At 44.7% G+C, this 26,768-nt stretch carries 22 protein-coding genes; 13 read left to right on the top strand and 9 right to left on the bottom strand.

All coding sequences use genetic code 11. The features are described 5' to 3' along the window. Positions 1-78 precede the first annotated feature (78 nt). The 8 genes from prlC (at position 79) to JV36_RS0115060 (ending at position 8,327) form a co-directional block, all read left to right on the top strand. Positions 79-2,115 (top strand): oligopeptidase A, encoded by a 2,037-nt coding sequence (prlC, locus tag JV36_RS0115095; protein WP_032094917.1) that lies wholly within the window; start codon positions 79-81, stop codon positions 2,113-2,115. 8 nt (positions 2,116-2,123) lie between these two features. After that, positions 2,124-2,813 carry a DNA-3-methyladenine glycosylase I gene (locus JV36_RS0115090; protein ID WP_032094916.1) on the top strand — a complete coding sequence of 230 codons (690 nt, stop codon included), beginning with the start codon at positions 2,124-2,126 and terminating at the stop codon, positions 2,811-2,813. Positions 2,814-2,881: 68 nt separating this feature from the next. Then, positions 2,882-3,736, top strand: coding sequence for a bifunctional demethylmenaquinone methyltransferase/2-methoxy-6-polyprenyl-1,4-benzoquinol methylase UbiE (ubiE, locus tag JV36_RS0115085; RefSeq protein ID WP_235207861.1), 855 nt, complete (start codon positions 2,882-2,884; stop codon positions 3,734-3,736). Beyond that, a complete protein-coding gene (locus tag JV36_RS0115080; protein WP_032094915.1) occupies positions 3,736-4,371 on the top strand; it encodes a ubiquinone biosynthesis accessory factor UbiJ in 636 nt (211 codons plus the stop codon). The genes ubiE and JV36_RS0115080 overlap by 1 nt, the downstream gene beginning before the upstream one ends. A gap of 9 nt (positions 4,372-4,380) precedes the next feature. Beyond that, positions 4,381-6,012 (top strand): ubiquinone biosynthesis regulatory protein kinase UbiB, encoded by a 1,632-nt coding sequence (gene ubiB, locus JV36_RS0115075; RefSeq protein WP_032094914.1) that lies wholly within the window; start codon positions 4,381-4,383, stop codon positions 6,010-6,012. A gap of 301 nt (positions 6,013-6,313) precedes the next feature. Next, positions 6,314-6,523 (top strand): transcription antiterminator/RNA stability regulator CspE, encoded by a 210-nt coding sequence (gene cspE, locus JV36_RS0115070; protein WP_032094913.1) that lies wholly within the window; start codon positions 6,314-6,316, stop codon positions 6,521-6,523. A 335-nt stretch (positions 6,524-6,858) separates the two neighbouring features. Continuing rightward, entirely contained in the window at positions 6,859-7,683 is an 825-nt protein-coding gene (locus JV36_RS19290; RefSeq protein ID WP_052010059.1) for a hypothetical protein, read from the top strand. A gap of 170 nt (positions 7,684-7,853) precedes the next feature. Then, positions 7,854-8,327, top strand: coding sequence for an Lrp/AsnC family transcriptional regulator (locus tag JV36_RS0115060; protein ID WP_200883163.1), 474 nt, complete (start codon positions 7,854-7,856; stop codon positions 8,325-8,327). 226 nt (positions 8,328-8,553) lie between these two features. Here the strand turns inward: JV36_RS0115060 and JV36_RS0115055 are convergent, their stop codons facing one another. The 3 genes from JV36_RS0115055 to JV36_RS0115045 are packed head-to-tail and all read right to left on the bottom strand — an operon-like array spanning position 8,554 to position 11,510. Further along, positions 8,554-9,561 (bottom strand): cytochrome d ubiquinol oxidase subunit II, encoded by a 1,008-nt coding sequence (locus JV36_RS0115055; protein ID WP_032094912.1) that lies wholly within the window; start codon positions 9,559-9,561, stop codon positions 8,554-8,556. Between the two features lie 9 nt (positions 9,562-9,570). Continuing rightward, complete coding sequence (locus JV36_RS0115050) at positions 9,571-10,941, bottom strand: cytochrome ubiquinol oxidase subunit I (protein ID WP_032094911.1); 1,371 nt, start codon at positions 10,939-10,941, stop codon at positions 9,571-9,573. An 11-nt stretch (positions 10,942-10,952) separates the two neighbouring features. After that, positions 10,953-11,510 carry a GbsR/MarR family transcriptional regulator gene (locus tag JV36_RS0115045; RefSeq protein ID WP_032094910.1) on the bottom strand — a complete coding sequence of 186 codons (558 nt, stop codon included), beginning with the start codon at positions 11,508-11,510 and terminating at the stop codon, positions 10,953-10,955. Positions 11,511-11,722: 212 nt separating this feature from the next. On the opposite strand from JV36_RS0115045, the gene JV36_RS0115040 reads away from it, so the two are divergent. After that, positions 11,723-12,928, top strand: a complete 1,206-nt coding sequence (locus JV36_RS0115040; RefSeq protein ID WP_032094909.1) for an MFS transporter — start codon at positions 11,723-11,725, stop codon at positions 12,926-12,928. A gap of 205 nt (positions 12,929-13,133) precedes the next feature. After that, positions 13,134-15,836: an ATP-binding protein gene (locus tag JV36_RS0115035; protein ID WP_032094908.1), complete on the top strand. Its 2,703-nt coding sequence runs from the start codon at positions 13,134-13,136 to the stop codon at positions 15,834-15,836. A gap of 283 nt (positions 15,837-16,119) precedes the next feature. Here JV36_RS0115035 and JV36_RS0115030 read toward each other — a convergent pair whose 3' ends face one another. The 4 genes from JV36_RS0115030 to ubiD all read right to left on the bottom strand — a co-directional run bounded on the left by JV36_RS0115030 (position 16,120) and on the right by ubiD (position 21,316). Further along, positions 16,120-17,142 carry a transporter substrate-binding domain-containing protein gene (locus tag JV36_RS0115030; RefSeq protein WP_052010058.1) on the bottom strand — a complete coding sequence of 341 codons (1,023 nt, stop codon included), beginning with the start codon at positions 17,140-17,142 and terminating at the stop codon, positions 16,120-16,122. 362 nt (positions 17,143-17,504) lie between these two features. Next, positions 17,505-18,851 (bottom strand): M28 family metallopeptidase, encoded by a 1,347-nt coding sequence (locus tag JV36_RS0115025; protein ID WP_235207863.1) that lies wholly within the window; start codon positions 18,849-18,851, stop codon positions 17,505-17,507. Between the two features lie 246 nt (positions 18,852-19,097). Further along, entirely contained in the window at positions 19,098-19,793 is a 696-nt protein-coding gene (fre, locus tag JV36_RS0115020) for an NAD(P)H-flavin reductase (protein WP_032094907.1), read from the bottom strand. 53 nt (positions 19,794-19,846) lie between these two features. Further along, positions 19,847-21,316 carry a 4-hydroxy-3-polyprenylbenzoate decarboxylase gene (gene ubiD, locus JV36_RS0115015; RefSeq protein WP_032094906.1) on the bottom strand — a complete coding sequence of 490 codons (1,470 nt, stop codon included), beginning with the start codon at positions 21,314-21,316 and terminating at the stop codon, positions 19,847-19,849. A gap of 225 nt (positions 21,317-21,541) precedes the next feature. Between ubiD and JV36_RS0115010 the strand changes: the two genes are divergently transcribed. Both JV36_RS0115010 and JV36_RS0115005 read left to right on the top strand, forming a co-directional pair. Further along, positions 21,542-21,793 carry a TIGR02647 family protein gene (locus JV36_RS0115010; protein ID WP_032094905.1) on the top strand — a complete coding sequence of 84 codons (252 nt, stop codon included), beginning with the start codon at positions 21,542-21,544 and terminating at the stop codon, positions 21,791-21,793. Positions 21,794-21,910: 117 nt separating this feature from the next. After that, positions 21,911-22,561, top strand: coding sequence for a tetratricopeptide repeat protein (locus JV36_RS0115005; RefSeq protein WP_032094904.1), 651 nt, complete (start codon positions 21,911-21,913; stop codon positions 22,559-22,561). A 166-nt stretch (positions 22,562-22,727) separates the two neighbouring features. Here the strand turns inward: JV36_RS0115005 and JV36_RS19465 are convergent, their stop codons facing one another. Then, positions 22,728-23,591 carry a cytochrome b/b6 domain-containing protein gene (locus tag JV36_RS19465; RefSeq protein ID WP_081926644.1) on the bottom strand — a complete coding sequence of 288 codons (864 nt, stop codon included), beginning with the start codon at positions 23,589-23,591 and terminating at the stop codon, positions 22,728-22,730. A 103-nt stretch (positions 23,592-23,694) separates the two neighbouring features. Then, on the bottom strand, positions 23,695-23,979 hold the full coding sequence (locus JV36_RS0114995; protein ID WP_032094903.1) for a PepSY domain-containing protein: 285 nt from the start codon (positions 23,977-23,979) through the stop codon (positions 23,695-23,697). Positions 23,980-24,322: 343 nt separating this feature from the next. On the opposite strand from JV36_RS0114995, the gene JV36_RS0114990 reads away from it, so the two are divergent. Further along, on the top strand, positions 24,323-26,686 hold the full coding sequence (locus tag JV36_RS0114990; RefSeq protein ID WP_032094902.1) for a TonB-dependent receptor: 2,364 nt from the start codon (positions 24,323-24,325) through the stop codon (positions 26,684-26,686). Positions 26,687-26,768: the final 82 nt, after the last annotated feature.

Below are 26,768 nucleotides of genomic sequence, written 5' to 3'. Positions count from 1 at the left end.
GAATGTTGTTTTTCGATGAAAAAACCCCACCTTATTTATAATTGAGATTATGCATACAACGATAAGAGTAAATATATTATGACGACCCCAGCAATTGAATTAGTCGACGGTTTACCCATATTTTCTGGCATTGAAGCCGATTCGATAAAACCAGCCGTTGAGCGCGCTATTGAGGCCTGCAAAGCAGAAATTGACGATGTAGTCGCGTCTAAAGATTATTCTTATCAAAATGTGGTTCTTCGTCTAGAAGAAGTTGACGACCGACTTAGCAAAATATTTTCTCCAGTGTCACACATGAACAGTGTGGTTAGCAGTGATGAGCTGCGTGAGGCCCACGATGCCTGCTTACCATTATTGTCAGAATATGGCACTTGGGTTGGGCAACATGAAGGTCTGTTCAATGCCTATGTGGCGCTACAAAATTCAGAAGAGTTCAGTAGCCTAGATGATGAACAGCAGAAAGTAGTCGAAAACGCGGTTAGAGACTTTACGCTGTCTGGCGTGGCCTTACCTGATGCGCAAAAGAAGCGCTTTGCAGAAATACAGGCAAAGCTAAGTGAATTGTCTTCTACGTTTTCAAATAATGTGATGGATGCCACCATGGGGTGGACTAAGCATGTTAGTGATAAAAGTGTGTTAGAGGGTATGCCAGAGTCTGCCTTAGAGGCGGCGGCGCAGGCTGCCCATCAAAAAGACCTTCAAGGGTATTTGTTCACGCTAGATATTCCATCTTACCTTCCTGTGATGCTGTATGCCGATAACCGTGATTTACGTGAAGAAATGTATCGTGCGTACTCAACGAAAGCGTCTGATCAAGGGCCGAATGCAGGCAAGTGGGACAATACCGATATCATTAAACAGATACTATCGCTACGTACTGAGATAGCTGAACTGCTGGAATTTTCGAGTTACGCTGAGCGTTCGCTAGCCACTAAAATGGCTGACTCTACCGAGCAGGTCATTGGTTTCTTGCGCGACCTAGCGGCTAAGTCGAAGCCTCAGGCAGAACGAGAGTTAGACGAAGTAAAAGCGTACGCCCGCAACACGCACAATGTGACTGAGTTAGCGTCTTGGGACTTGCCTTATTACAGTGAAAAGCTGAAGCAAGAGAAGTACACAATCTCAGATGAAATGCTGCGCCCTTATTTTCCAGAAGACAAAGTGCTGTCCGGGTTATTTGATGTGGTTCACAAACTTTACGGCCTGTCGATTGTCGAGCAACCTGGTGTAGATACCTGGCATGAAGATGTGCGCTACTTCACCATCACTGATGAAGCTGACGTGCTTCGCGGAAGCTTCTATTTAGATTTGTATGCACGAGCGAAAAAGCGCGGCGGTGCGTGGATGGATGAATGTCGGGTGCGTCGCGAAATGAGCAATGGCGAACTGCAGCTTCCTGTCGCCTACTTAACGTGTAACTTTAACGCGCCCATTGGCGATAAGCCTGCTTTATTCACCCACGATGAAGTGGTAACGCTTTTCCATGAGTTTGGTCACGGCATCCACCATATGTTAACCAAAATGCGCGTGGCGGGTGTATCTGGTATCAATGGCGTACCGTGGGATGCGGTAGAACTACCAAGTCAGTTTTTAGAGAACTGGTGTTGGGAAGAAGACGCACTTAACTTCATTTCTGGACACTATGAGACTGGCGAGCCACTACCGGCAGACCTACTAGAACGGATGTTAGCAGCCAGAGACTATCAATCTGCCATGCAGATGGTCAGACAGTTAGAATTCAGCTTGTTTGACTTCTTACTTCACAGTGAAAAAGGCAGCACCGTTGACGTGCAAGGTGTGCTCGATAGTGTAAGAGACGAAGTGGCCGTATCTGTACCACCCTCTTTCAACCGTTTCCAAAATGGATTTGGTCATATTTTTGCTGGTGGATATGCAGCAGGCTACTACAGCTACAAGTGGGCTGAGGTATTATCTGCCGATGCTTACAGTAAGTTTGAAGAAGACGGTATTTTCAATCGTGAAACCGGAAAAGCCTTTTTGTCGAATATCTTAGAAATGGGTGGAAGCAAACCGCCAATGGAGCTATTTGTCGCGTTTAGAGGTCGAGAGCCTAAAGTGGATGCATTACTGCGTCACAGCGGGATAAAAGGATAACACACGCTATGGCTGAATCGTTTCACTCTATATACCAGCGAGCGTGTGAGCGAAAAGGCGGAAAAAGGGTGCTTGAAGCTATGCTTCACGCACCCTTGTCGGCTTCTGATGTGGCTACTATTCCGGACGATCGTTTTTTAGCCGCAATGACGAAAAAAGTGTTTCAGTCGGGTTTTGTGTGGCGAGTTATCGAAAATAAGTGGGACGACTTCGAAACGGTCTTTTTTAACTTCGATATCGACAAAGTATTGTTGATGCCTGATGAGATGCTAGAGCAAAAAGCATCTGATAAACGCATTGTAAGAAATTATAAAAAAGTCATGACCGTGAGAGATAACGCCATCATGATTAAAGATGTGTCTTTAGAATACGGGAGTTTTGGAAAGTTTGTGGCGTCTTTTGGTCCTGAAAACATCACCGAACTATGGGCTTTTTTGAAAAAGCGAGGCGCACGGCTTGGCGGAAATACGGGGCCTTATACACTTCGCTCCCTAGGTATTGATACCTTCTTGTTGTCCCGTGACGTGGAAGATTATTTACGTAAAAACGATATTGTGGATGGCGGCCTTACCTCGAAGAAGAGTCTTAGGGCAGCGAATGATACGTTTGCCAATTGGCATAAAGAAAGTGGCCGGTCTTTGCAAGAGATAAGCACTACGGTGGCATTCAGCTGGGGTACGAATTCACGGGTGCGTTAAGGCTTTAGCTTACCCTCACAATCCTATACACTTCAGCTTTGTGAAATACAGTTAGCAATAGGAACGTTATGAGCGACAATCAGACCTCATCAGCGGGTGATGTGCACTCTTCATCCGAGCACTCTCTTTCTGAAGAGCACGTGCTAGAAAACGATGTGGAACAAACGGCAGAGCAAGCTACAGATCAAAAGACGCACTTCGGTTTTAAGCAAGTAGAGAAAGAAAAAAAGGCGTCTTTGGTTGCCAACGTTTTCGATTCTGTCGCAGCGAAATACGATGTAATGAACGATCTGATGTCCATGGGCGTTCATCGTTTATGGAAGCGATTCACTATTGATTGTTCAGGTGTGCGCGCGGGCAATAAGGTGCTCGACATTGCAGGTGGCACTGGCGACCTAACTGCTAAATTTTCTCGCTTAGTTGGCCCTACTGGCCGCGTAACCCTTGCTGATATTAATTTATCCATGCTTCAGGTAGGTCGAGATAAGCTGCGTGATCGCGGGCTTGTCAGCAATATCGACTACGTTCAAGCTGATGCAGAAGCACTGCCATTTCCCGACAACCACTTTGATGTGGTTACCATGGCATTTGGTTTGCGAAATGTGACGGAAAAACAAAACGCGCTTAATTCAATTTACCGCGTGCTAAAGCCTGGCGGCCGCTTATTGGTGTTAGAGTTTTCTAAACCAACATCTGAGCAGCTCAGTAAGCTTTACGACATGTATTCATTTCACTTACTTCCCAAGATGGGGCAATTGGTCGCGAATGATGCAGAGAGTTATCAGTACCTAGCTGAAAGTATTCGCATGCACCCAGATCAAGACACCTTGAAAGGCATGTTTGAAGAAGCCGGGTTTGAGCAGTGCGACTACCAGAACTTGACGGGCGGTATTGTAGCGCTTCACCGAGGTTATAAATTTTAATGCCTGCATCTGCACTTTTTGCGGCTACGCTAGAGGCTTCTATCAATAAACTGCTAGCGCTGGATAGCGACAGTAAGGCGAGGCTTAACGCCCTTGACGGTTCGCGGATGACAGCGTTTTTATCTCCTATTCCATTTGGCATTACCCTGGTTTTTTCCGACAAGGTTGATGTGTTGATAGAGCATGGTGGTTTTGAAGAGGTAAAGGCGCAGTTAGGTGCCAAAGACTGCTGCATTAAAACCTCACTCGATACATTGCCAGCGCTAAAAGAAACCAGCCAATTAACTCGCCTTATTCAGCAAAAAGCGCTGTATTTAGAAGGTGAGTTAAACGTGGCGCAGCAGGTAAGCAGTCTGTTTCAAAATCTCGACATAGATGTAGAAGAACTAATTGCTATTAGAACAAATGACGTTTTTGCCCATCAGTCGATGAAAACGGTAAAAGCTTTTCATGAAAAATCCATGTCGATGCTTGCCAATATGGGTGATGTGTTTGGCAATGCCTTAGTGGAAGAAAAAAAGTTGGCTGCACATAAGCTCGCGGTTATGCATTTTAGCGATGAAGTCAGTGCGTTGCGAGATAGCACAGAGCGCTTAGATGCCAGGCTACGTGATTTAGAAGAACGACTTAAATAAGAGACTTGCATGCGAATTGTTAGGCTGTATCAAATTAATCGAGTGCTGCTAGAACACGGCCTCGACGAACTAATTCCTGCAAAGTGGTTACCTTGGTACGCAAGGCTATTGCGCCACAGTATCTTTTGGGTGCGCAACAAGCACAAAGGTAAATCCCAAGGCGAGCGAATTACGCTTGCGCTACAAAGCTTAGGGCCTGTATTCATTAAGTTTGGCCAGATGCTGTCAACACGCCGAGACTTGCTTGCGCCTTCTATTGCCAATGAACTGGCGCGGTTACAAGATAAAGTGCCGCCTTTTCCTTCACAAGCGGCCCAGGCAATAATCAAGTCCTCTTTAGGCCTAAACGAACTGAGCGAACTGTTTAGTGAATTTGAAGAAGAGCCTTTAGCATCAGCGTCTATCGCGCAGGTGCATGCAGCAAAATTAAAGGCAAATAACGAAGACGTGGTGGTAAAAGTACTGCGCCCTGATATTCGCGATACGATAGTGGCAGACATGGAGCTGTTGTTTAGTTTTGCCAATATTATTCAACGCTGGCTACCCGATGGCAGGCGCTTGCGCCCGGTTGAAGTGGTGGTGGAGTATCGTAAGACTATCGTGGATGAGCTTGATTTACTGCGTGAATCGGCTAACGGTATTCAGTTGGGCACCAACTTTGAGGGCTCTGATGCCCTATACGTACCTAAAATATACAGTGACTACTGTCGTCATAATGTGCTTGTTATGGAGCGAATTTACGGTATTCCCATTTCGAATATCGATGCGTTAATTGCGCAAAATACTAATTTAAAAAAGTTAGCAGAGCGCGGTGTAGAAGTATTCTTCACCCAGGTGTTTCGCGACAGCTTTTTTCATGCAGACATGCACCCGGGTAACATTTTTGTTTCCACCGAACACCCAGATAACCCCAAATATATCGCTATCGACTTCGGCATTGTAGGTACCTTAAATAAAGAAGATAAGCGCTACTTGGCCGAGAACTTTATCGCCTTTTTTAATCGAGACTATCGCAAAGTAGCGCAACTTCACGCCGATTCTGGTTGGGTACCTCAAGACACCAACATCGATGAATTTGAAATGGCCATTAGAACTGTATGCGAGCCTATATTTCAAAAGCCGCTAGCTGAGATCTCATTTGGTAACGTACTGCTGCAGCTATTTAATACAGCCCGCCGTTTCGACATGGTGGTGCAGCCCCAGCTGGTGCTGTTGCAGAAGACTTTGCTGTATGTGGAAGGGTTGGGAAGGCAGTTATATCCGCAGCTAGACTTGTGGAAAACCGCGAAACCGTTTTTAGAAAACTGGATGAAAGAGCAGATTGGATTTTCTGCCATGATGGGGAAGGTGAAAGCCAACTTGCCGTTTTGGTCAGAAAAATTGCCCGAGATGCCAGACTTACTTTACGACAGTTTACAGCATATAAAACGGATGCCGCTACAGCAGCAAAAGGCGTCCGCAGCGCTTCTTCAAGAACAGAAAAGAACTACTCAGACCACTCACTTAAGTGTGGTTGGTGGTACATTTATTCTACTTGCCGCTATCCTGCCAATTTACGGCATTTCGTGGTATTTCCCGGCATTTAGCGGTGTTATTGGCACTGTTTTTTGGTTCTTGTCTTGGCGAAATAGTCGGCAATAACGGCAAAGCAATAATGAACTTTTTATGAATCTGGTTAATAACCCATTAATTAGTATGTTAATTGTTCCCAAGAGTGTTATAGTGGCAATGGCTGTTTGCCAGAGTCTTTAAATAGACGAGATTTGTATTATTTGCTATATGTTGCTACAAGTAAAAACTGCTCGAGTTACTCAGTAATTTGTGTTTGTTGTTAGTCCATTCGTAAGTAAGCCTCAATACTCCGCCAATTTAAAGACCAACAGAAACACAGTTACACGCGCTTTTTTGCGCAATTTATTACGATATTTGAGGTCTATACGACATGTCTAAAGTTACAGGCACCGTTAAGTGGTTTAACGCTGATAAAGGTTATGGTTTTCTTACTCAAGATAATGGCGGCAAGGACGTTTTCGTTCATTTCCGTGCAATTATCTCTGAAGGTTACAAAACTCTTCCAGAAGGTCAGCGCGTAGAATTTGAAGTTGAAGAAGGTCAAAAAGGTCTTCAAGCTGCTAACGTGCAAGCTATCTAAGAAATTCAAAAATGGCGGTCAATTTGACCGCCATTTTTCTTTCCGCTTTACTTTTACCTCCACCGGCAATCTCGTTGTTCGGCATTGTGTAAATCGTGCTTGTTCTAATCGCCACGCTAAACACAAAACTTAATTTTCCAATTTCAAGAAAACGCTCTCGTTAACCAAAATTCACACTCTGCATTGCTTGCTATGTATTGCTATTTCCTTGTGTAAAGTGTTCTACTAAACCTATTAGTGTTGGTTTTGTTGTGCTGGTTATCTCTAGAGTACAAACAAACCGACAAACGCCTCGTTTTGCTTATATTTTCACATTTGGTTATTAGGGTATTCTTATGATTATTCGTATGGTTGGCTCGCAACTTTTCTCATTCTCTAATATGACAAGACTCAAAAGAGGTGTAGGGAGAACTACGGCGGTGGGCGCTTTATTGAGTCTAGCTTTAGTTTTAGGTACGGCCACTGCTGCCGAAGGAACTGTATTAGCACCTTCATCAGGGTCTGTAATAGTATCTGCGTCTACACTAGCATCTGCACCAACGTCTGCATTAGCATCTCCGTCAGCGTCTGACTCCTTATCTGAATCGGCGCAAAACAGTGAGTCGAGTGATGATGAGCCATCGGCTGTAGTAGCCACGCTTTTTGATAAGCCTATCACTGCAAAAGATATTACCCCAGATGACGAGGTTTTAGCTGAAATGGCCTCTCAAGCGAGTAGCAGTGAAGAACAAAATGCCATGGTGGCACTTGCCAGCCTAACAAAATTGTCAGAACTTATTATTGAAGGGGTGCTAGACGACTACGTCGTACAAAATAAGCTCGCTGTTGATGCAGCGTTGGTAGAAAAATTTAAAACTAAATTTGCGGGTAGCGCCAGTGAAGATGGCATTAGCGACGATGTTGCAAAGCGCCAAGTTATGATTTTTCTAGCAGAAAAGCATATGTACAACACCTATGGCGGCAAGGTCGTGTTTCGCCAGTCTAACCCACAGTTACCCGTTGGTGCCTATTACAAAATGCTTAAAAACTATGAGCAATCGGGTAAATTTACCATCCTCGATAAGGGGCTTGCCGACGGTTTTTGGACGCCGTTTACCCCGCCGTATCAGTATGAATTAGCTGAAAAGAATATTAATTTTGCTCAGCCGTGGTGGCTGTAATTAGCATTGCAGTGGCCTACGGCCTTACGCTGCGCTTAGCTTATCAGCCAAGTTAAAGCCGAGATTAGTGCCTAGAGTAGAACCGAGATTGAAGCCGAAATAAAGCCAAGCTTTTAATCGTGCTTTTAAAGGCGTAGTTAGAGAAGCAACAAAATGACAATATGTAATGTATGAAAAACACTAACATTGATGCTATCGATCGCACCATCTTGAGTATTTTACAGCAAGATTCAGAAACGCCTGTTGCACAAATAGCTGAGCAAGTGGGGTTAACCTCCACACCTTGCTGGCGCAGAATACAAAAGTTAGAAGCAAGCGGCATTATCTCTCGACGAGTAGCGTTACTGCAGGCACAAACACTGGGCCTTACCATGACCGTGTTTGTGCAAGTTAAAGCGGGTAATCACGATGGAAAATGGTTGTCGACCTTCTCGCAGCATGCATCATCTTTTGATGAAGTGGTGGAGTGCTATCGTATGTCGGGGGAATATGATTATTTGTTAAAAGTGCTGGTAACCGACATGGCCTGTTTCGACCACTTTTATAAACGGCTGGTAAGCGGTATCGCCTTTTCAGACGTCACCTCAAGTTTTGCTATGGAGCAAATTAAATATACCACTGCGGTTCCTCTCACACATTTATAGTGTGTGAAGCTCTACCATGCAACAGGCATTTTAGGCAAAAAACTTATAGCGCCAAAAACATATACTGCAAAAACACATAGCGCTTGAGCATACAAAACAAAAACATATAAAACAAAAACGCAAAGGGGCCTATCGAATAGACCCCTTGGTTCGATTTGATAAAGTTGAAGCTTGTAAGCTTGCTCCGCTTCTCTTTAATGCCTTCTTATGCCAGCACACGCTCTAGTTAGTAGTAAGACAGTTTCTCTGACTTTCCTGAGAAGATTTTGTAAACCATTACGGTGTAAGCCAAGATAACAGGGACTACCACCACCACGCCAACTAATAAAAACCGGAGTGAACTGGCATCACTTAGCGCGTCAGATATCATCATTTGCCCCGGAATAATGAACGGGTAATAACTAATGGCAAACGCAGTAAAGCACAGTAGAAAGACTAACAATGCGATGAAGAACGGTAGCCATTCTCCTTTACCATCACTATGGGGAAGCTTTTTAAGCAGCACCCCACACAGTGTTAACAGCGCAAAGCAGGTAACCGGAATGGCAAATAGCATGACTCCCCACGGAGCCGATAGCCATAAGTCGCGCACCTCTTCATGCAGAGATAGATTGGCAATACTCACCGACACAATACCCAGCGCTAATATCCCTAACCCTCGTTTTGCCCAGTAATATGCTTTTTGCTGCAATTCACCTTCCGACTTTAAGATAAGCCAGCACGAGCCAATAAACGCGTATGCCGCTGTTACACCCAGTGCTGCTAATACGGCAAACGCTTGTGCCCACAAATCGGTGCGAAGGCCAGTTACATAAATACCTAGCATGTAGCCTTGGGCTAGGGTAGTAAGCAAAGAGCCATACTTAAACACTAGGTCCCATTTACGCTTATTTACTTGTACTACCTTTGCGCGAAAGTCGAAGGCAACGCCCCGTAAAATAAGCCCTAGCAACATAAAGGTTGCCGGCAAATACAGAGTTTGCAGTACTTCGCTGTGCGCTTCAGGGAAGGCAATAAGTAACAGGCCTACTGCGAGTACTAACCAAGTTTCATTGGCATCCCAGTATGGGCCAATAGAGGCTATCATGTCGTCTCTAAAGGCTTCGGTGCGAGGCGGTATCAGTACGCCCACACCCAAGTCGTAGCCGTCTAATATGGCATAAAGTAAAACCGACAAGCCCAATAAACCCACATAGATATTACCGAGCATTTCAGGTGAAACATGTTCAAACATAGTGACTCCTTACACAGTGACTGGGTTGTTATTAGGGCTCATTTTCGCTTTTGCGATCTCGCGTTCCTCGGTGGTGATTTCTTCAATCTCAACTGCTCGGCGACACATCAGCATTAGGGTGCCGATGTAGGCGATAAGTAGCCCGCTGTAGATAACAGCGTACAGAGTAAACGATATCGCGATATTGCTGGGTGGTAGTTGTGTTACTGCGTCAGTGGTTTTTAAGACGCCGCTAACAAGATAAGGCTGTCTGCCTATCTCTGTAACATACCAGCCTGCAAGGGTTGCTACCCAACCGCTAAATGCCATACCAGCAAAAGTACGTTTTAACCACACCGGGAATGAACGGTTACGCATTAAGTAAATACTGCCTAACCAAGACACTGCCAGCATTAACATGCCCATGCCTACCATTACCCTGAAGCCGTAAAATACGGGCGCAACTGGAGGATGCTCCCCCTTAAACTCATTGAGGCCTTTTATCTCGCCTTTTAATTCGTGGGTAAGAATTAAGCTGGCTGCATAGGGAATGGGAATTTCGAAGTGGTTTTCTCTGCCTTCCTCATCCGGTATAGCAAACAAGAGTAGCGGCGCGCCCTCAGTGGTTTCCCACAGACCTTCCATAGCGGCTACTTTCTGCGGCTGATGCTCGAGGGTGTTAAGCCCATGCATGTCGCCTGCAAAAATCTGTAGCGGTATCAGCACGGCCGCTGTGTAAGTAGCCGTTTTAAGGGCAAGCTTAGGCGCAAGTTTATCGTCACCTTTTAGCATTCTGTAGGCTGATAGACCGGCGATTAAAAAGCTTGCCGTTAATCCCGATGCCAACATCATGTGAACAAAGCGATAGGGGAACGACGGATTGAATATTATTTCTTTCCAATTGGTGGCGTAAACCACACCGTCAACTACCTCAAACCCTTGTGGTGTCTGCATCCAACTATTCAGCGCTAAGATCCAAAACGCAGAGGTTGTGGTGCCAAGGGCGACAATAAGTGTGGAAGTGGTATGCAGCCAATTAGGGACTCGGCGAATACCAAATAGCATAATACCTAAGAACGTGGCTTCTAAGAAAAAGGCGGTGAGTACTTCATACCCCAATAATGGGCCAGCGACATTACCCACTTTTTCCATAAAACCAGGCCAGTTTGTGCCAAACTGAAAAGACATGGTTACACCGCTTACTACACCTAGGGCGAAGCTTAGCGCGAAAACCCGTACCCAAAATCGGTACATACGCATCCATACAGGGTGACCAGATATGTTAGAGCGCATTTTAAAGTAGAAAAGAAACCACCCCATAGCCATGGTAATAGTGGGAAATAGAATATGAAAACTGATATTTAAAGCAAACTGTAATCGAGACAACAAGAATGCATCCACAGAACGTCTCCTTAATTAACGCTGTTTTTACCCGGTAAAATCTTATCCTTAAGGTCTAGCATACGGCCTACGCCAGAACCGAGTTTCATCAGCGTATTAAGTTTTTCTGGTCCAAGGTTTTGTAGCTCTTCAGACCATGCCGTAATTGATTCCAATAAATCGTGTATTTCATTAAGCTTATTTTGTGCACCGGCTTCCGTGCCGTTTGCAGGCTCATCGAGCAGTAGGTCTCGAAGCAGGCTTAGAGTTGGGTCTATTTCGCGCTTTCTTCGTTCTTCAAAAACTCGATTGGCCAACGTCCAAATATCGCCTGCAGGAATAAAGAACTCTTTGCGTTCACCAGGCACTAAATGCTGTTTGACGAGTCTCCACGACTGAAGTTCCTTCAACCCCATGCTGGTATTTCCGCGGGAGATATTCAGCGCATCAGCAATTTCTTGTGCTGAAATAGGTTCTTCGTTTAACACAATAAGAGCCAAAATCTGTCCTACAGTTCTGTTAAAGCCCCATCGACTTCCCATTTCACCAAAGTGCATTACTGCTGATGTGATTAAAGGTGTCATCTTCATTTTGTGTGCCTATTGAAGTTTCAGAAATTACTGAAAGTTTAATATTCTATTTGATGCAGATCAATCTTTTTTGACATTAATATGGTTTCATAAATACGCCGCTTCGCTTCACTACGCCCAAGAACTCAATGGCTCAGGAGTGATAGTTAAATTGTCATACGGGAGAGGTAAGCTATTACTAAGGACGTTTCAGTGCTTTTTGGTATCTCTACATGACATTGACTCTTTCCCGGTACCACTTTTACTTGGTAATAAGTACGTTCACATTACTGTCTGTACTGGGGCAGGTTTCCACTAGTATCTATACTCCTTTCTTTCACGACCTAGCCCATACCTACAACAGTAACGTTAGCCTTATTGAAAAAAGTGTGGCTATCTTTCTTATCGCTTTTTCAGGTTCACAGTTGCTGTCTGGTATTCTCTGCGATTACATAAATAAACGCCTTTTTCTGTTATGTGGAATTTCAGTGTTTATGTGCGGCACTCTTTTGGTTGCATTGGCTAATTCAGACAGCGGCTTTCTTTTAGGTCGAATTGTGCAAGGGCTTGGCGGAGGCGTTGGAGTGTCGGTGTCACGGGGCTTATCAAGGCAAATATTTAATGAAAAGCAACTTAGTGCATCACTCTCTATTACCAACATAGCCTTTGCCATTGCGCCTGCGATTGCTCCGTTACTAGGTACTGTAATTGGAGAGCAACTAGGCGTGTCTGCTATTTTCTATTTCGTTCTAACAATAGCGGGCGCAGCGTTATTACTTCTTTTAATCGCATCTGAGACTATTTCCCGTCACAGTCCGGCGGTTTCACCTAACGTTTTAGGTGAAACCTTCAGGTTGATTAAAAAGAGTAGCGCGCCGATTATCTTGATGGGCGTAGCAAGCGGATTACTCTATGGCATTGTGTTTTGTTTCATCACTATCGCACCGTCGATGATTATGGAGCAGCATGGGTTGAGCAAAACGCTTTTCTCTATTTATTCACTGCTCGCAACTCTCGCCTTTGTTGCAGGTAGCATACTCAATATTCGGCTTTCTAAGTTGTCTAGCTTACTAAAGTTTAGGCTTTCGACTGTTGCCATACTGAGTTTGTCAGTACTCATTAGTGCGCTCACATTTCTCCTAAATCTTGACGGTTTAGTTGTGATGCTCGCCTACAGCTATGCCACTTTCTTTTTTACTGGTATTGCTATGCCGTGCAGTGTCACTATTATGCTGAGCTTTTCAGCAAAATCAGCAGGCTTTTTGGCCGCATTGGTGGGTTTTTTTCATTTAACTGGCGCTGCCGCAGGCGCTTACTTAGTTGCTTATTTAGGTCGCACGTTTTCAATGCTTCCTGCACATACGTTCGTTCTTATAACAACGGGCTTATGCCTTGTAAGCACTACTGCTTGCATATTCTTAAAACGGTCTAGAATTTAACTTACAGCCTTGGTGAAAAGTCAGTTCATCTACGTTTTTAGTGCTTACGTGGTTTTTTTCATTAAAAAATAAGCGAAAAAGTGATTATTGGCGTTAGAACCTTTACCATATCGAATTAGTTATTTTCAGGCGCTTTCATGATGTTGCGCCTGAATGACGCCTCATCTCTTGCTAGATAGTGGCGTATCAGAAAAAGGTTTCCACTATGAGTCAAGCTTCGCCACAATTAAACGAGAATTGTGCAGACGAACCCATTCACCTTATCGAAAGTGTTCAAAGTTTCGGTTACGTGATAGCCCTTAATCCGGCAGATAAAACCATTCAAGTTGTAAGCAGTAACATTGGCGAACTTTTCAAAGTAGACATTGTTCCAGGTAAAACGCTTATTACTGAGCTTTTTACCATTCCAAACCCAGAAGCTCATACCTTCAAAACCATCTTTGAAGCCGTAAAAGGTGGCAACGTTCGTCACGCTTATCAGTGGAATTTTGCAGAAAACGCGCTCTGGCTAGAAGACTGGGAAAAAGAAGGCAGTGGCGTTGCTTATGAATCTAACGGCTTATTGGTCATTGAATTAGAACCCACGCCACAGTTAAGTTATGAAGCAGCGCAGCAGTGGGTACCCATGGATATGGACTTGCGTGCACTACTGCCCGATGTGGATGATCGCGATTCCATAAGCGACGTGGCAGATAGCATAGCGCGATATTTTCAAGACTATGTGGGGTTTGATGCCGTTATGGTTTATCAATTCGACGATGACTATTGTGGTGAAGTCATCGGAGAGGCCACTGAATCGGGAAGTAAATCGTTTAAGGGCCTCAAATTTCCAGCGTCAGATATCCCACAGCAGGCCAGAGCGCTTTATTTATTGAATCGCGTGCGCTGCGTGTTCGATGTTAACGAAGCAGCAATTCCATTGTTGCCTCGTATTGAAGAATCTGAGCGTCCGCCACTTGACCTTTCTATGTCTATGGTGCGCTCGGTTTCTCCTACTCATATTACCTATCTTAAAAATATGGGTGTGCGTTCATCGTTTTCGGTATCTCTGGTATTTGAAGGCAAGCTGTGGGGCCTAATAGCTTGTCATAGCAAGCAGCCTATTTATGTCGATCAGAAGAAACGCCTGGTGTGTGAATCACTCGGGCATCTTTATGCATGGCAGCTACATACAAAAACGCTTCATGAAAAAAAGGAGCATTTCCAAAATCGTCAGCGTTCATTGAATAGCATTGTTCACCAGCTAACCTCTTATTCAAACCCGCTCGATGTGATAGGAGAGAAAGAGAAAGAATTACTGCAGGTTGCGGATTCATGCGGCATGGCGGTGATAACACCATCAAGTAATTATTTTGTAGGCAAAACCCCCTCAGAATCTACGGTAATGAAACTGCTAGAGAAATTTGCCACGCCTAACTCCGAGCAGTCCATTACGTTAAATAGGCTGGCAGAGCAGGTGACAGACTCGTGCAACCTCAACAGCATTCGAGGTATGTATATATCATGCGTGTCTGCAAAGCTTGGCTATTACACAGTGTGGTTTAGGGAGCAACGGGACAAAACTATTCGTTGGGCTGGTCGTGATGCCGCGAAACAGGATAAGCTTAAATCATTAACGCCGCGCAACTCTTTCGAGCTTTACTTACAAAGTGTGGCAGATGAATCGGTGGATTGGACCGAAGACGATAAGTTAATTATTGAAGGATTTGACCACTTATTTATTCCCTATGCGCTGAGTTTAAAATCGTCTCTTGATCAACAAATTAGCAAACTCGAAGAGCTTGATAAGGCAAAGGACCAGTTTTTAGCCAGTATTTCTCACGAGTTACGCTCGCCACTTAATTCGATTGTAGGCTGGACCGATCTGGCGCTGATGGACGTGGATAACGTCGATAGGATGAAAGATGCCTTAGGTGTTATCAAGCGCGCGGCGTCTACGCAAGCGGCACTGATTAACGATATTCTCGACTTGTCGCGGATAATCTCGGGAACGATGAAACTATCCACTCACTCGTTAAAGATCACTCATTCTATTGCAGAGGTGGCTAAGTCGTTTGAAGCCGGATTCGCAGGCAAAAATATTCAGCTATCTATTAATTGTGATGATGAACATACGCAAATACTCGGTGATAATTTACGTATTAAGCAGGTAATCAATAACCTGTTGAGCAATGCTTTAAAATTTACATCAAAAGGCGGTACGGTTCATATTAAAGGTAGACGGGAACATTCGAATTACCTGTTCAAAGTAAAAGACAACGGAAAGGGCATGACCCGTGAGCAAATCTCTCACGTGTTTGAGCGCTTCTATCAAGGCAAAAACGAGCACAACAAGAATGGGCTTGGGCTAGGTCTTTCTATTGTGAAAAGCCTTGTTGAAATGCACGGCGGGGAAATTTACGCAGAAAGCGATGGTCTTGATACTGGCACCACCTTTTTTGTATCGCTACCCATAGCACCGCTAAATGTATTCGATGAGATTATTGAGGTGAGGAACAGCGAAATAAGCGACTTGTCTCCTTCGCTTCGACTAAACGGTTTGCGGATTTTAGTTGCCGAAGATGAAAAGGATGCCAGAGACTTTATCAAACTCTTTTTAGAGTCGAACGGGGCGCGGGTTAACGTGGTGAAAAACGGCCTACTTGCGTGGAAAGAGATTAATGAAATGCCGGAAGCGTTTGACCTTGTGTTATCTGACATTGGTATGCCAGAACTCGACGGGCTGGGGCTAGTGCTGAAAATTCGCTCTAGTGAGTTTTCGCAAATATCGTCACTTAATGCAGTGGCGCTGACGGCGTATGCGTATACTTCTGACCGCGTAAAAGCACTGAAAGCGGGCTTTAATAACTACGTGTCTAAACCTGTTGATGGCGAAGAGCTGCTCACTATCTTAGAAATGTATATGTAGGGTAAACCCTATTGCAGGCAAAAAGGGTGCATGCGCCAAGGGGGAGCATATCCCCTGTGAGGCCTGTTGCGTGTTATTAGCGGCGCCTGTATTTAAGTATTGCTAATAAGTGCTAATAAGTGCTAATAAGTGCCCGCTAGGGGCCTGTCGCGATTGTTAGCTGTATGAGACAACCCCGCTTAATAGCCATCAAAGATTGCCGTGACTCATAAACCTGCAGCGCTAAAGAAGCCCGTTGTCATGGCTCTTCCTAAAGCATCAAAAAAGGTAGGGAGCAAACAACCTACCAGCGCCTTAATAGCGTCTCGTAGGTCGTCGCATCAAGTAAGGACATTCGCTTGTTCATTGCATCGCGTTTTTCTGCTTCAATACTATTTTTTTCATTAGTGTTTTCTTCAATACTCGGCAAGGCATTAAATGCCTCGGCTTTAGAGGTAAAAACGGTGCCGTCTATCACAAATACACTATCGTCAGAAACCGGTGTTGAATCCAGATTATAGGCTGCTTTTAGTAAGCTAGAAGCGCGTGTAATATCAGAATGACCAATGTAATCTGCAATACCGTCGAGGTTGATGTCTTTACGCAACCAATCTATTTGAAGAAGCTTATTGTACTGCCCGTTTTGTTGCATGGCAGACACAGCATTGTTGAAGTTGTTAATAATCTTCTGCGCATTAGGCACGTCGTCGCGTATCGCTAGCTGAAACCCACTTTTCATCAAAGGCTTTGCAGAATAGTGCAGAGTTTCTTCTCTATCGTTGGCAAGTAAGGTATTAAACTCTCTTATAAGCAATTCAGATGTAATTAAATAGGGCGCTCTGTCGTCGGCAAGTTGGCGAAATGCATCAAAGGTGGACGGGTTGCGCGACCATTTTATGTCTTTAATTAATCTGAAGTTTGGGGTGTTAGCAAATCGATTTTCTATCGCCACGCGGTTGCTTTTTAAATGCTGAAAAATTTTGATTTGCTCTACGTCGGCATCTTTACTGGCTGCATAAAGATGTAGGGGTAAAAACACGTTCGATGTTATTACGCCTTCTATTTGCTGGCCCATATCAACGAGTGCATATTCACCGTCTACCCTTCCTGCTCGAACAGCGCTTCCCAAAAAAGCCTGACGCATGACTTTTAAACTAGCATCGGTACCACTTTGCGCTAGCGCAGTGGATACTAGTTCATTCACTCTCGCAGGTTCACCGTCGTCATTGACGTAAGTCTCGAAAGGGCCAGCGGCAAGAGTGACTTTATTTAGCTTTTCGTTTGGCTCGTCAGCTAATTGGGCATTTGCGTGAGAGAGGGCCGACATGCAAAAGATGCATGCAAGTGTGGAAGTAAACGTAAAACGACTAACACGCTTTGTGAGCAAGTTATTTTTCCCCTTTAACTAATATACTGCGAATTTAGCCTCTTTATACACTCTAGGGTAGATATAAAGTTTAATCCACCGCGGCCATATTAACGACAATTAACACTGCGAACACGAAGCGGCGGTTTTAAAGGCTTTTTTAAAAGCTGACTTAAAAGCTATTTTTAAAAAAAAGCGCTGCACATTTGTGAAGAGGGGTTAAATACAGGTGTATATGAAGCCTCTTCATTACAGTCGCAGCGCTTTGTTATTTTACTCGTGTTGCTATTTGGCCAGTTTATTCTCTGTGTTACACGAGCAGTTTACTCACCAAAACTACCGGCTGGGCCTGGATAAACGACCACGCTTTCAACGCCATCGTTGTTGACACTGGCAACGCCGAAGAAGTAATTATCAATCACTACATTCTCAAGGGTGGCCTCAGTAACATCACCAACAAATTTGCTGTATTCCCACTGCGGCGCGTCAGTATGACGCCAATATACTTTATACCCTTTTAACTGTGGGTTTTGTGCCTCGTTTAAGGCGTCCCACATCAAGGTTGTAGAAGGTTGAACCGCGCCTTTTATCGACACGTTTGCAGGTGGGTTTGGTGCCCATGCCATAGAGGCTAAGGTTACGGCGTTTAAGCCAGTTAACTTGGCCGCATATTCAAAGTTAACGCCATCGAGGGTATCGCCGTATTTAATGCCATCTTCCTCACGCAAATCTTGATGCTGACGCGTGTAGTTTTCGTTGGTTTCCATAATGCGAATGCCCGGATAGCCAAGGTCGTTAAACGGACGGTGATGACCGCCTCGACCGAACCTGTCTAAACGGTATACCACCATGGTATCGAGGTTTTCAATATACTGGTCGGCCACCTTGTCTATGTAGCGAGCCAAATTACGGCTTGGCGAGTCTACTTCACCACCGGTAAAGCGGCGGCGTCTTGCTTCTGCTTCGGTTTCAGTAACTCGTGTACCTTCAGCAAAAATACGGGCTGTGGTGTTGTTGATAACCCCATTTACCCCTTCAATATTGCCAATCATATCGTTGTTCAATACCGCTTTGATGCGCCAGCCGTCTTTCTTAGCTTGGTTTGCCATAATACGGCCACCAAAAAGGCCTTGTTCTTCACCTGCCAGTGCGGCATAAACAATGGTGCCGTTAAATTCGTACTTAGACAGTACTCGTGCAGCTTCCAGCGTACCGGCTACACCCGATGCATTATCGTTAGCTCCAGGTGAGTCAGACGTAAAATCCATAACATCGGACACGCGAGAATCAATGTCGCCAGACATGATCACATAGCGCTCAGGATCGGTAGCGCCGCGCTGAATAGCGATAACACTGACTACCTCAGTAGGGTTAGGAATACGCTTTTCACCGCTGATGGTTTCAGACTGAAAGTATACTTCTAAGCAGCCGCCGCACTGAGCAGAAATTTCTTCAAACTCAGATTTAATCCAGCGCCTTGCCGCGCCAATTCCTCTGGTATCAGACTCAGTCTCAGATAGGGTATGTCGGGTACCAAAATTAACCAGCGTAGTGATATCGTCTTCTATTCTCTCTGGTGAAATAGATGCGGCAATATCATACAGTGCTGCTTTTTGCTTGGTATCTGCAGCGTGAGCATTACCAATGGCAGCGGCACTCACAATCGCCATAGAAAGTGCTAATGAAAGCGCAGACAGACCCACGCTTTTAAATGTTGTAGGAATATTTTTTATCATTCTTTTCTCCAAGGGTGCTTTTAACTGAACACTAGGTGACAGAGTTACTCAACCATAGCGGATACGTTACAAAGGAACAATTGGAGTAAACGTGTACAGCAGTTAGTTATCGAATTTGAAGAAATAAAAAAGCCGACGGTAATCAGTCGGCTTTCAAAACACTAAAAGAAGTAACAAGTCTTAGATAAAGGCGAACGCATCACCATACAAATTTTCTACCTTTAAACCGCGCTGGGTGAAGTCATCGCGAACGACCTTGGCCATTTCAAAGCGGCCAGCAACATATACCTGAACCTCGCCGAAGTCGGCATGATCAGCCATTGCGGCATGGTGTACCCAACCCGTTCTTCCCGTCCAGTCGTCACTTGCAAACTCAACAACAGGCACAAAGGTAAAATGGTCGTTTTGATCAGCTAGCGCGCTAAGCTCATCGGCTAAGTACAGGTCGTCGGCGTGCTTACCACCCCAATACAGCGTTAAAGGTGTTTTATCGCCGCTTTGTAAGTGCTCTTTTAGAATAGAGTAGGTGTAGGAAAATCCTGTGCCGCCAGCAATAAGCACCATGGGTAAACCATTGCTTTGCAAGAATGCATCGCCATGGCCAAGACTGAGCGTTATTTCTCCGTCTTGCTGCATGCGCGCTAACACTTCACCCGCGTAGCTGTTACCTGGCTCTGCGCCAATATGAAGCTCTACTCTATTATTGTCGTAGGCCGGGTTAGCGATAGAAAACGGGCGCATATCTTTTTCGCCCATCACTACCATGGCGTACTGACCTGCTTTAAACGCTACTGCTTCTGGTAACGTTAGCTCAACTTTTTGTACTACATCGGTTAAAGGCGTAATGCTTGCAACCTTGCAATTAATCTGTGGCATGTATTCTCTTCTTACCTTTTGGTTTAGCGTGTTGCCTTTGCTCTTGAGCCTGATTATTTCATAATACCAAGTTCGTCCCAAATATCATCAACACGCTTTTTAACGTCTTCATCCATAACGATGGGCTCGCCCCATTCGCGGTCGGTTTCACCGGGCATTTTGTTGGTCGCATCCATTCCCATTTTTGAGCCTAGCCCTGATACTGGAGATGCAAAATCGAGATAGTCGATAGGAGTATTTTCTATCAATACCGTATCACGGGCCGGATCCATACGCGTAGTGATGGCCCAAATCACATCATTCCAATCTCGCGCATTCACGTCATCGTCACATACAATAACAAATTTGGTGTACATAAACTGGCGTAAAAACGACCATACACCCATCATTACCCGCTTCGCATGCCCTGGATACTGCTTTTTCATGGTAACCACTGCCATTCGATAGGAGCATCCTTCAGGCGGCAGATAAAAATCGACAATCTCTGGAAACTGCTTTTGCAAAATAGGGACAAACACCTCGTTGAGGGCAACGCCTAAAATGGCGGGTTCGTCTGGCGGACGCCCGGTGTAGGTAGAGTGATAAATAGGGTCTTTTCTGTGAGTTATGTGCGTTACGGTGAACACAGGAAACTCGTCTACTTCGTTATAGTAGCCAGTGTGATCGCCATAAGGCCCTTCTGGGGCAGTTTCATCTTGCGCAATATATCCCTCAAGCACTATTTCAGCGGTTGCGGGTACTTGTAGGTCGTTACTGATGGAAGAAACTACTTCCGTTTTATCACCTCGCAACAACCCGGCAAATGCATATTCAGATAGCGTGTCGGGCACCGGCGTAACAGCACCTAAAATAGTAGCAGGATCGGCACCTAATGCCACTGACACTGGGTAAGGTTCGCCGGGGTGAGTTTGGCACCACTCACGAAAATCTAGCGCACCGCCGCGATGAGATAACCAACGCATGATGAGTTTATTCTTGGCAATAACCTGCTGACGATATATGCCAAGGTTCTGACGTTTCTTGTGCGGCCCGCGCGTTACGCTGAGCCCCCATGTTACCAATGGCGCGGCATCGCCTGGCCAGCAGCGCTGAACGGGAATTTTTGATAAGTCTACATCATCGCCTGTTAGCACCACTTCCTGACAAGGCGCTTTTCTAACTACCTTGGCGGGCATGTTAAGAACTTGCTTAAACACAGGAAGTTTTGACCACAGATCTTTCAATCCTTTTGGTGGCTCAGGCTCTTTCAAATAGGCTAAAAGTTTACCCACTTCTCTTAACGCTTCTACCGAGTCTTGACCCATACCCATGGCAACACGCTGAGGTGTACCAAACAGGTTTGCTAAGACAGGCATAGAATGATTTTTGGGGTTTTCAAAAAGAAGCGCAGGACCGCCGGCACGTAGGGTGCGATCGGCAATTTCAGTCATTTCAAGGTCTGTATCAATCGGCTGGCTAATGCGAACCAATTCGCCTTTGCTTTCTAGTTGGCGAATAAAGTCGCGTAAATCTTTATACTTCATTGGGGCTGCACATCCACGAACTCATGTTATGGCAAGAGTATACTATTTAGCGGTAAAGTCCGATCAGTTCGCAGTGTGAAATCCAGATTAAAGGTTCAATAGTGGCTATTTTCGAGAAAATGATCTGGACAGTGCGATTAATTGTGTGTGATATAGGAAATGGCGCTATAACTAATAGAGAAACATAAGCGCTATAACTTTCAATCCTTTGCCTAAGGTGGTTGTATGACAACATTCGATCAGGACATGCTCGACGAGTTAAATTTACTACTCAAATTTCCCGACAATAGCCTGCTACAAGGTTTAAAAATTCACCACGACGCAAGTCAAACCATGGTTAACGCCGCCTCTCGATTATACTCAAAAGGACTTATTACTTTGCCTGATGGAGGTTACCTTACCGATTTAGGTATTGATCTAGCTGATCACGCCCGTCATATTCAGTCTGCTTTATGTTCCACCAAAGGCGGCCATTAAACTAGGTTGCTAGGAAAGTGTGTTGACCTCAAAGAAGTAAGCAATGTAGTTAAGATATTCTATACTTGGACGATAACTTAACTACGCTTGCTTTATCTTTTGTTAGAACCCGTAATTATGAAACCATATTCTCTTACCACTATCGCGATCACTTTTTTACTGTTTAGTTTTTCTGTGCGTGTTCATGCATTGGAAGGCGAAACCATAGAAGAGATACGTGCTGTTCAGCTTTACAGTCAAGATGCGCTTATTGAAATGATAAATGCGAACACGCATTTAGATAAAGTGCTGGCCGATCGCTGTCAGCTGGTCCAAGACATTGAAGCGCGAGCTGAAGTGCTAAAAGTACCAGCCTATCAGTTTCTTTGGGGTGACATGCTGGCGTGGGGAGTGTGCGTTGATGAGGAGCCTGCACGAGGTATTGGCTATATAGAAGATGCGGCGAATCAGGGATTGCCCGCGGCGCTAGAACAGCTAGGCCGATATTACGCAAACGGAACACTAGTACAAGAAGATAAAGAGCGGGCCGTTGTTTACTTACGAGAAGCGTCAGCACTTAAGAATTTAAAGGCGCAAATTCAGTTAGTAGAGCTGTTCCTCGCCGGCTACGGTAGCCCATATGATTACGAAGATGCCTACCACTGGCTGCATACCGCCATTACTAACGACAAAGCCCAGCACAAAAAAATAGCGTCTTACCTTGATGAACTAGAAACGCTAATGCACCCCAAAGCAGTTCGCGCTGCAAAACGGCCTATGGATAGCTAGGGCACGTTAACCCTTACTGTAGGAATTCAGTTCCCTTTGGGCAGCGCCGGCGTGCTGTATATAACGCGTTAAATGATTTCGATTTAACCTGAAGACTTTCAGCTATTTATTTTGGCTAAACACCACAAAGACCGTGACGAAAATGCTCAGCAAAGGTCAATACACCCTAAGGCTTATCATCTCGAGACAAGTTTCGCCGTAAGCCCGTTATCATAGGGCGCAGCAACTGTACGCGCCCTCTATATTGCACAAAAAACACCGCTGCAATATGGACCAATACACACGCATATAACACATCAGCAAATATGCTGTGGATCCATTCCAACGTACTATTGCCAAATAGGGCGTCAATTTCCTCCATTAGAAACCCGCTAATACCTAGGCCAAAAAACAAACCTATAACCGCAAATATCATGAGCCAACCAAAAGGATTGTGCCCTGTTTGGACAGGCACATTACGAAGTTTTAAGTGCTGTAGATGTTCTTTAAAGGCTTGGCTACTTAGGTCAATAGTACGGAAGCTAGCGTAGTTCGATTCACTAGGAGCTTCCTTATTGAGACAGGCATAAAAAGAATCATGAGACGTGCCGATATTGTTACTATTATGACTGTCACAAAAAGTGGAGTCTTGATAAACGCTTTGGTCCTTATTGTCGCTTTTATTGTGACAGTCATAAGAAGTAGCCTCATTGCTATGCCTGTCATAAAAAGTATTGTGACAGGCATGAGAAATATCATGAGAAGCATGCCTGTCTTGATAAGTGCTTTCTGCTGGCGGGCGTGTGAAGCCCCAAACGATGCGCACGACAACGAAAAACACGGCGCTGTAACCCGCAATTTCGTGATACAGACGTCCTGGCTCTACAATAAAGTAATTCGTGATAAAGCAAATAACCAAGCCCCAGTGGCATAGCCTTACGACACCATCCCAAACACTAATGTCTTGTAGGTTATTTCTAGGGTAGTTGTTACTGCGGTGGTTGTTTGCAGGTGTTGTCTCTTTCACAGGTTGTGTTGTGCGCTCTGTCATAGCATTTGCCTTCGCTTGTATTAACGGCGTCGAAAACAAAAAAGCGCCGCAATAATAATTGTGGCGCTTTTATATAAACCTTACAACGTATTTGATTTTAAGGTTAGTGGCTTTCTTCTTTAACGATGCTGCCATCTACAGGGTTGAAATAAATTTCTACCTTGTTTTCATCTTTGTTGAAGCCATAGATTTCGTAGCAGTTGCCATCGGTTACTTTGAACTCATTGATTTTATAGCCTTGCGCAACAAGTTGTGCTTGAAAGGCTTCTTGGTTTTGCCAATCTGCCTGAGGGGCTGTTGTACACATAGTAGTACCGTGCTCTGCACTACATGCGCTTAGCAATGTGGCCGCGCCAACCGCGGTTAGTAGCATTATCGCTTTTTTCATTGTTTTCTCCTTCAACATGGTAATGGTTTTACTGAAAATTCACTGAGCCTAGTAAAACGTAAATACGCTTTAAATGCTCGCACAATCGTCTGAGAATAATTCTTATTATCAGACTAGCATGCTTTTTATAGCACTACTATACAAGATGATAATGTACATAAATTACAAAAGTTTATGGTTAAAGACACTGTCATAGAACTGCCTTTTATCTTTCATGTATGTGTCATCGAAACGTCTCAAATCCACTCTACCTTCATGAACGCCAGCGCAGAAAAATCAATCATCTTACTCATAAGCGCTGAAATCAAAAAACACAAAGCTTGCACACATAAAGGAATGAACTATGTACCCCCGCTCATTGTTAGCCCGCGCAGTTTTATGCGCGCTCTCTGCAACCGCTTTTGCGTCAGCAAATGCACAAGAGTCGAGTGTTGTGGCACCAGACACGTCAGATGATACTTACGACTATATAGAAGAAATTACCGTGACTGCCCAAATGCGTGAGCAATCGGTAATGGACGTACCGGTAACCATGGATGTTATCGGCAGTGAGTTTTTAGAACGCACCAACATAATGGAACTCGACGATTTATCTCGCATCCTTCCTAACGTTCAAATTCAAGAGCAAGCGGTAAGTTTGCCATCTTTCAATATTCGCGGCGTGACAGATGACGTGTCAGCGGTTTCAGCAACACCGCGAATTTCAGTATACCAAGACGGTTTTGATATCAGTAAAAAGACCGTGTCGAGTGTTGCGCTTTACGATATTGCGCGAGTTGAAGTGCTTAAAGGACCACAGCCAACTCTTTTCGGTGTCGCCGCTGCAAATGGTGCTATTAGCATTCATTCACAGCTACCCACCGACACAGAAGAAGGTAAGGTACAGCTTGGTTATAACAGCGAGCAGGGAAGAGAGCTCGACTTTATGTACAACAAACCAGTAAACGAAAACCATAGTTTTCGAATTGCAGGACTGTACCGGGAAATGGATGGCATCGTTGAAAATAAAGCCTGTAGTGATGAAGCATTTTATGGCAAAGCTAATGTCATCGACCATTTAGGTAATAGTGTGCCTTGTAGCGGTGAAGATTTACAAGGGGTGTCGGTTCAGGCGTTGCGCGCTACATGGAAGGCTGATTATGACCAACTGGAAATTATTGCCCGTGCTTCAATGGAATACAATGATCAACCAGGTATTGCGTTTAAATCTGGCTCTATCGCGCCTAAAAATGGCGATACTAGCCCCTACACTGCGGCTGAATTTAGCATGGGGAGTGAACTGGGTATTGAGCGTTCTTTGTACGCTTATGATCTTACAGTTAACTATGACATCAACGACACGCTGCGCTTTCATGCAGATGGCTTTTACAAGGATGTTGAAGTAAGCGAAGGTTTTGACGCTGATGGTTCAGCGCTTCGAATTCAAGATGCGTATTTTGATAACGATGCCACACTAAAAGGCGGCTCCATGCGCCTAGTTTACAACTCGGGTGACAGGCTAACTGGGTTTGTGGGGGCATCTATTATGCAGGATGATTCAATTTTGCCTTACTACATCATGGTGGACCCATTTGTTCGCGGTACATTCGATGCGGTAAAGGCTCAGCTAGAAGCGTCGTCGGATATTCCACTTAACCAAAATATTGCTACCGACGCAACGCTTGAGCAAATACAAGCCCTTCGCAGCCAGCTGGTATCGGCGTTGTTTAACGCAGATGGTACGCCAATTTCCAATCCCGACTTACCTTCTACTGTTATTCAGGGGCCGTTTGTTTTCGAGGCTGAATTAGATATTAAGTCGTACGTTGCTGAGTTTTCTTACTTTGTTACCGATGAATTAAATGTTACAGCGGGTATGCGTTACATTGATGAAACTCGCTTCACGCGCAATACCTTTGCCACTGCGAATGGGCCATTTACGTTTGAAGGTGAGGGCGATTTTAGCGATACCCTTCCTCGTTTTGCAGTAAGTTACGATATTCAAAATAACTGGAATGTGTACGCAAGTTACGCGCGAGGCCGACGCTCTCCTGTAGTAGATGCTAATGCTGGTGGGGTAAATATTACCGATGCAGAGATAGTGGATAGTTTTGATGTTGGTGTTAAATATCAAAGTGCCAACTTTATGTTTACCGGCGCCATGTTTACCTATGAATACAGTAATTATCAGCAGAGTTTTACCGACCCTGAAACGTTGCAATCGATTACCGTGACTGTAGGTGACTCGTCGATGTCGGGTATTGAGGGAATGGCGGTTTATAATTACAGCGACACCTTAACCCTAACAGGTAGCTTAGGATTTCTTGATGCCGAGTTTGCTAATGACACGGCAGATGGCTCACCCTTCGAATATGGCGGTAACAAGTTTCGTTTAGCACCAGAGGTAAGCGGTGCGTTTAACATCAACAAGTTGTTTTACGTAGATGCTTGGACCCTTGATGTGAATTGGTTAACGAGCTTTCAGTCTACCGTGTTTTTTGAAAGCAGTAATTATCCTGGTTCGTCACAAGATACGTATTCACTCACCGACGTCTCTTTTAAGTTGAATAAAAAAGACAGCCAATTTGCCTACGAGCTGTACGTAAATAACCTGTTCGATAAAGAGTATTTGATTGATGCTGGTAACACCGGTGGCGGCCTTGGTATTCCTACCAATGTTCGCGGCATGCCCAGAATAGCCGGCGTACGCGTATACTACGAGTTCTAAAAACAATAAATAGGGTCAGATCCCAATTAAATACGCGTCACAAAAGTAACACCAAAAAAGGGCTGAGCTTTCACTCTGCCCC

Source organism: Alteromonas sp. LOR, from assembly GCF_000753865.1.
Taxonomy (GTDB): domain Bacteria; phylum Pseudomonadota; class Gammaproteobacteria; order Enterobacterales; family Alteromonadaceae; genus Alteromonas.
Note: the sequence above shows the minus strand (reverse complement) of the source record. Positions and strands in the feature narration are given on the sequence as shown.

What these genes read in the sequence shown, in the direction of transcription:
- JV36_RS0115040 (WP_032094909.1), top strand. Translation starts at nt 11,723, where the DNA reads ATGACATTGACTCTTTCCCGGTACCACTTTTACTTGGTAATAAGTACG.
- JV36_RS0115090 (WP_032094916.1), top strand. Translation starts at nt 2,124, where the DNA reads ATGGCTGAATCGTTTCACTCTATATACCAGCGAGCGTGTGAGCGAAAA.
- JV36_RS0114990 (WP_032094902.1), top strand. Translation starts at nt 24,323, where the DNA reads ATGTACCCCCGCTCATTGTTAGCCCGCGCAGTTTTATGCGCGCTCTCT.
- prlC (WP_032094917.1), top strand. Translation starts at nt 79, where the DNA reads ATGACGACCCCAGCAATTGAATTAGTCGACGGTTTACCCATATTTTCT.
- JV36_RS0115030 (WP_052010058.1), bottom strand. Translation starts at nt 17,142, where the DNA reads ATGTCGGCCCTCTCTCACGCAAATGCCCAATTAGCTGACGAGCCAAAC.
- JV36_RS0115080 (WP_032094915.1), top strand. Translation starts at nt 3,736, where the DNA reads ATGCCTGCATCTGCACTTTTTGCGGCTACGCTAGAGGCTTCTATCAAT.
- JV36_RS0114995 (WP_032094903.1), bottom strand. Translation starts at nt 23,979, where the DNA reads ATGAAAAAAGCGATAATGCTACTAACCGCGGTTGGCGCGGCCACATTG.
- JV36_RS0115025 (WP_235207863.1), bottom strand. Translation starts at nt 18,851, where the DNA reads ATGGCGATTGTGAGTGCCGCTGCCATTGGTAATGCTCACGCTGCAGAT.
- fre (WP_032094907.1), bottom strand. Translation starts at nt 19,793, where the DNA reads ATGCCACAGATTAATTGCAAGGTTGCAAGCATTACGCCTTTAACCGAT.
- JV36_RS0115045 (WP_032094910.1), bottom strand. Translation starts at nt 11,510, where the DNA reads ATGAAGATGACACCTTTAATCACATCAGCAGTAATGCACTTTGGTGAA.
- cspE (WP_032094913.1), top strand. Translation starts at nt 6,314, where the DNA reads ATGTCTAAAGTTACAGGCACCGTTAAGTGGTTTAACGCTGATAAAGGT.
- JV36_RS0115055 (WP_032094912.1), bottom strand. Translation starts at nt 9,561, where the DNA reads ATGTTTGAACATGTTTCACCTGAAATGCTCGGTAATATCTATGTGGGT.
- JV36_RS0115010 (WP_032094905.1), top strand. Translation starts at nt 21,542, where the DNA reads ATGACAACATTCGATCAGGACATGCTCGACGAGTTAAATTTACTACTC.
- ubiD (WP_032094906.1), bottom strand. Translation starts at nt 21,316, where the DNA reads ATGAAGTATAAAGATTTACGCGACTTTATTCGCCAACTAGAAAGCAAA.
- ubiB (WP_032094914.1), top strand. Translation starts at nt 4,381, where the DNA reads ATGCGAATTGTTAGGCTGTATCAAATTAATCGAGTGCTGCTAGAACAC.
- JV36_RS0115035 (WP_032094908.1), top strand. Translation starts at nt 13,134, where the DNA reads ATGAGTCAAGCTTCGCCACAATTAAACGAGAATTGTGCAGACGAACCC.
- ubiE (WP_235207861.1), top strand. Translation starts at nt 2,882, where the DNA reads ATGAGCGACAATCAGACCTCATCAGCGGGTGATGTGCACTCTTCATCC.
- JV36_RS19465 (WP_081926644.1), bottom strand. Translation starts at nt 23,591, where the DNA reads ATGACAGAGCGCACAACACAACCTGTGAAAGAGACAACACCTGCAAAC.
- JV36_RS0115060 (WP_200883163.1), top strand. Translation starts at nt 7,854, where the DNA reads ATGAAAAACACTAACATTGATGCTATCGATCGCACCATCTTGAGTATT.
- JV36_RS0115005 (WP_032094904.1), top strand. Translation starts at nt 21,911, where the DNA reads ATGAAACCATATTCTCTTACCACTATCGCGATCACTTTTTTACTGTTT.
- JV36_RS19290 (WP_052010059.1), top strand. Translation starts at nt 6,859, where the DNA reads ATGATTATTCGTATGGTTGGCTCGCAACTTTTCTCATTCTCTAATATG.